This is a genomic window from Shewanella atlantica (assembly GCF_003966265.1).
Classification (GTDB): Bacteria; Pseudomonadota; Gammaproteobacteria; order Enterobacterales; family Shewanellaceae; genus Shewanella; species Shewanella atlantica.
Genome location: NZ_RXNV01000031.1, coordinates 1 through 5,233, shown reverse-complemented (window position 1 = coordinate 5,233; position 5,233 = coordinate 1). Strand labels below are relative to the sequence as shown.

Genomic DNA, 5,233 nt, shown 5'->3' with positions numbered 1-5,233 from the left:
ATAACCGTTCCGACGACGGTGCCAGCAGTGGCAGCCTCTGCCAGCTCACCAAAGTCATAGGTATCGGTGTTAGCGGCGTCACCGGCCACATCGGTCCCGGAGCGGAATTCAGGGGCTTCATCTACTGGCGTGACCTCTATAGTCAGCGTCGCGTTAGAACCTGTACTGGTGGTGTAGGTGATCACAGGAACGGTGCCGTTCCAGTTGTCATTAGGTGTGAAGACGTAAGATCCATCTTCATTAATGACTAATGAGCCACCTTCGAGTTCGACAGTGCTGCCTGCGGTATAGCTTTCGCCGTTAACTTCGAAGCTGGCAACAGTGAGATCACTGTCGATATCGGAGTCATTATCTAACACGTTGCCTGTGGCGACACTGTCTTCATCGATCGTATTGCTGTCGTTAGCAAGTACGCTTGGATCATCTACTGGCGTGACTTCTAAAGTCAGCGTCGCGGTAGAACCCGTATTGGTGGTGTAAGTAATGACGGGAACGGTGCCGTTCCAGTTGTCATTTGGCGTAAAGGTATAAGATCCATCTTCATTAATGACTAATGAACCGCCTTCTAGTTCAACAGTGGTGCCGGCTGTGTAGCTTTCGCCGTTAACTTCGAAACTGGCAACAGTGAGATCATTGTCTATATCTGAATCGTTATCTAAGACGTTGCCTGTGGCGACACTGTTTTCTGCAACGGTATTGCTGTCATTAGCCAGCACGCTTGGGTCATCTAAAGGAGTGACCTCTAAAGTCAGCGTTGCTGTAGAACCTGTGTTGGTGGTGTAGGTGATCACAGGAACGGTGCCGTTCCAGTTATCATTAGGGGTGAAGACGTAAGAGCCATCTTCATTAATCACTAATGAGCCGCCTTCAAGGGTGACCTCTGTGCCTGCTGTATAGCTGGTGCCATTAACTTCAAAACTGGCAACAGTGAGATCATTGTCGATATCAGAATCGTTATCTAATACGTTGCCTGTGGCGACACTGTCTTCATCGATAGTGTTGCTGTCATTAGCCAGCACGCTTGGATCATCTACTGGCGTGACTTCAAGCGTCAGTGTCGCTGTAGAACCCGTATTAGTGGTGTAGGTAATAACCGGGACTGAGCCGTTCCAGTTGTCATTTGGCGTAAAGGTGTAAGAACCATCTTCATTAATGACTAATGAACCGCCTTCTAGTTCGACAGTGGTGCCGGCTGTATAGCTTTCGCCGTTAACTTCGAAACTGGCAACAGTGAGGTCACTGTCGATATCAGAGTCGTTATCTAATACGTTGCCTGTGGCGACACTGTTTTCTGCAACGGTATTGCTGTCATTAGCCAGCACGCTTGGATCGTCTACTGGCGTGACTTCTAAAGTCAGCGTCGCTGAAGAACCCGTACTCGTCGTGTAGGTAATGACCGGGACAGAGCCGTTCCAGTTGTCATTTGGCGTGAAGGTGTAAGAACCATCTTCATTGAGGACTAGCGTTCCGCCTTCTAGTTCGACAGTGGTGCCGGCTGTATAGCTTTCGCCGTTAACTTCGAAACTGGCAACAGTGAGGTCACTGTCGATATCAGAGTCGTTATCTAATACGTTGCCTGTGGCGACACTGTCTTCATCGATAGTATTGCTGTCGTTAGCAAGCACGCTTGGATCGTCTACTGGCGTGACTTCTAAAGTCAGCGTCGCGGTAGAACCCGTACTCGTCGTGTAGGTAATAACCGGGACAGAACCGTTCCAGTTGTCATTTGGCGTAAAGGTATAAGAGCCATCTTCATTAATGACTAATGAACCGCCTTCTAGTTCAACAGTGGTGCCTGCTGTATAGCTGGTGCCATTAACTTCGAAGCTGGCTACCGTGAGGTCGCTATCTATATCTGAGTCATTATCTAAGACATTGCCTGTTGCGACACTACCTTCATCGATTGTGTTGTTATCGTTAACGACAATGCTTGGGTCATCGACAGCGTTTACCACTATGGTCAAAGTAGCGGTAGAACCAGTATTAGTGGTGTAGGTGATAACGGGAACTGAGCCATTCCAGTTTTCATTAGGTGTGAAGGTGTAACTACCGTCTTCATTGATGACTAAAGTTCCGCCTTCAAGCGTGACCTCAGTGCCAGCCGTATAAGTGTTGCCATCGACTTCAAAGCTGGTAACAGTAAGAACGTTATCTACATCTGAGTCATTACCTAAGACATTACCCGTTGCAACGCCGTCTTCATCGATAGTAGTGACGTCATTGATTAACTCTGAGGGATTATCTACTACGCTTTCGTTGAGGTTGCTGGCAGCAGAAAATTCACTTTGAGCACTACCTTCAGTAGCAAAACCTGATGAAGCTATCGTTTCGTCGCCACTTCGAGTTAAAGAAACAAAATTTGTACCGCCTTGATTACCGGCAGTTCCTGCGCCAGCTGCTGTATCGGGTAGGCCTGCGGTGGGATCTTCGCCTGAAGCGATGAGATCTTGCAGTGCTTGAATCTCGTCTAAAGCACTAAAATCGCTATCAGCCATCGCCGCTTCAGAATCTTGGGCCGCAGATGATAGGTTGGAGTATGTTGTGCCATCTTCAAAAGCGATTTCAACCTCTGCGCCATCCTCAATGTAAAGAGTAGAGCCTTTTGGTAGCTGTTCACCTGGAGCAATATTTTGCTTGCCATTAGCAATTTCTATCGTGACATTTCCATTAGCAAGCAAAACCTGTCCGTGTTGTGCAGTAACTAAAGATTTCATTCATAACTCCAATCGAGTAAACATTAACCGTGCAGCCCTGATAAAAACTTCACATCCAAAAGAGGCAGCAATACAAACATACGACCAGAAATCTTAACGTATGTATCTGTGCTGGTCAATTTTTTGACAGTTTGGGGCCGTGAAATACCACTTTTGTATTAGCTTTTGATAAAGTTCGTGTTTTAGATACGACAAAGCCACTAAATATAGTGGCTTTGTTACAATTGCTTAGCTCGGTTGAGTGCACTTTTCTTCATTTTTAGTGTAAAGAGGAGCACCTTTATCCTGTTAGCTGATTATGGAACGTCAATTATCAGTGCGTCGTCATCGATTAAGCCTGCAATGATGACAGCGTAATCAGCGTAATCAGCGTTATCATAATCTCCATCAATAGTGACTCCATATTCAGTAAATAGATCTACTCCCTCTAATGTGATTGTGAGTGTCTCCCCTCCTGCAGCTGAACCATTATTATCTAGGGATATTTCTGTATTGCCGAGGAAGCCTTCCAAAGAGCCTGTTTTAATATTAACCATTATATAAGACTTGTCAGAACATCGTGGCTTGGATTTTAAAGTCATCAAAGTAATAAAGGATGTCTAGGTCTGTTGTATAGACAAAGCCGCTAAATGTAGCGGCTCTGTCAATGGCTTTTTAGGGGGGATGTTATGGGATAGTGTCAACAATCAATGCCGTATCGTCGAGTAGGTTATTAATGATTTGAATATCTGTTAAATTGTTAGTATCGGTTAAATCTTCTCCGTTAATAACTATGGTAAGAGTAATCCCCCCTGCTCCTAGGCCATCAGAATCAACTGATATCTCAGTATTTCCTCCTACAAAATTGAAGTCTAGATAAGCATCTAAACTAATGGCCGTGTCATCTTCGCCATCCAAAATGTCCGCTAGATTCAAAATATCGTAAGCTGAATCAAAGTTATATACTGTGTCTATACTGCCGTCATCAGAACCTAAATCCCATACAAAAGTATCTTCATCTGTGTCGATACCGCCATTTAAGCTATCACTACCTGGGCCCCCTATTAGGAAGTCATTACCTATACCACCATCTATGATGTCGTCGCCAGAACCTCCAGCCAGCTCATCGTCTCCGGCCATACCATTAATGGTGTCATTCCCCTCCCTGCCGAAGATGCGATCATCTTGGTTTGCACCTGTTAGGCTATCATTTGATGTACCACCAAATATCAAATTGTCGACATTATCTGTGCCCACAACAGTGATACTAGAGTCTCCGGCATTATCGAACACGAAGTTGGCTTGCAAGAATCTGGCTTGCCATGAGCCACCATCATTATCTAAATATGTGATATCCCAAATATCACCAGCAGCTGGGGTGTAGGCACCACTAGAAATATAATTGGCCAAGCTAAAACTAGCATCACCTATATGTCCATCTTGGTAGATTTCTGCAAAGATAAAACTAGCTTTCATCAAACCAGAGTCACTGTCGTAGAACCAGTCTTGATTAACATCTCCTGCTGCTAGAACAATGAACAGGACACCATTAATAGTTAGACTGACTGTGACTTCTGCTTCCCGTTTATCACCTGTTGGTGTGCCTTCAATCTCTCCTGCTGGTATTGGTATATCAATTGGGTTTTTCTGGAAATCAGTAAAGAGATCCAATGTTCCCTTCAATGGATCTGAGAGTATGTTACTCGCAAATTCGTTGTTCAGTACAAGTTGAGCTTCCTGATCATTACCAGAGGTAAGAGGTGAGGAACCATCACCAATTTGAATTGTTTGACCTGGTAAGCTAGTAGGTGGAACTGTGTGAATAATATATTCGGCATTAACGACTTCATTGCCAGACTGAATATCTAAAGTGAATGCCATGTCATAAGTTAGACCGTCACCATTGGGAACATAAAATAAACTGTTTAACTGCTCAGAGGTTATAATCATCGTTTCAGTTAGAGCATGGAATACGTCGAATTCATCATAATAACCAACTTGGCCAAATTCTGGAATTCCAGTTACAGTGATAGTCAATACATCATTGACATCAGTGTCAGTAGGTGCTGCGATATTTAGCGGGTAACCATCTTCATAGGGTATGAGTATTTCATCACTAGATGCAGGAACCCAAACTTCTTTAGAAAATTCCCCCATCACAAGATCATTATCTCCGTTGATGATAAGCGATACAGTCTTAGTATCAGTACCGCCGTCATTATCCGTCACGGTGACGTCGAAGCTAAAAGTAATGGTTTCTCCTTCTGCTAGAAACTGTATTAAAGCATTGAGGATACTGTAATCCCAGCTGTCGTTGTCGACCGAGAAGCCATCGATGAGCGCTTGGATTTCAGGGGCGCTGAGTTCATCGCTCAGGGTGCCGCCACTCCAGCTGATATCGTTGTTGTAGACTTCGGTGACGCCGTGGGTGTTGTTGACATCGACATCGGTGAAGCTGAGTGCGCCGCTGTCAGTGAGGCTTGGGTCGGTGGCATCTTCAGTGACGCCGCCGGTCATGTCAACGGTCAGAACCGGATCGT

3 protein-coding genes are annotated in these 5,233 nt (G+C 45.0%); all 3 read right to left on the bottom strand.

Annotated elements, in window-relative coordinates:
• Positions 1 to 2,714 (bottom strand): retention module-containing protein (locus EKG39_RS23110; protein WP_126508312.1); only part of this gene is annotated, 2,714 nt, incomplete at its 3' end.
• A 296-nt stretch (positions 2,715 to 3,010) separates the two neighbouring features.
• Positions 3,011 to 3,250 (bottom strand): hypothetical protein, encoded by a 240-nt coding sequence (locus EKG39_RS23105; protein WP_126508311.1) that lies wholly within the window; start codon positions 3,248 to 3,250, stop codon positions 3,011 to 3,013.
• A 130-nt stretch (positions 3,251 to 3,380) separates the two neighbouring features.
• Positions 3,381 to 5,233, bottom strand: a 1,853-nt coding sequence (locus EKG39_RS23100; protein WP_126508310.1) for a type I secretion C-terminal target domain-containing protein, incomplete at its 5' end; no start/stop codon positions are given.

Bases quoted from the DNA above. Each gene is read 5' to 3' on its own strand.
- EKG39_RS23105 (WP_126508311.1), bottom strand. From the start codon at position 3,250: ATGGTTAATATTAAAACAGGCTCTTTGGAAGGCTTCCTCGGCAATACA.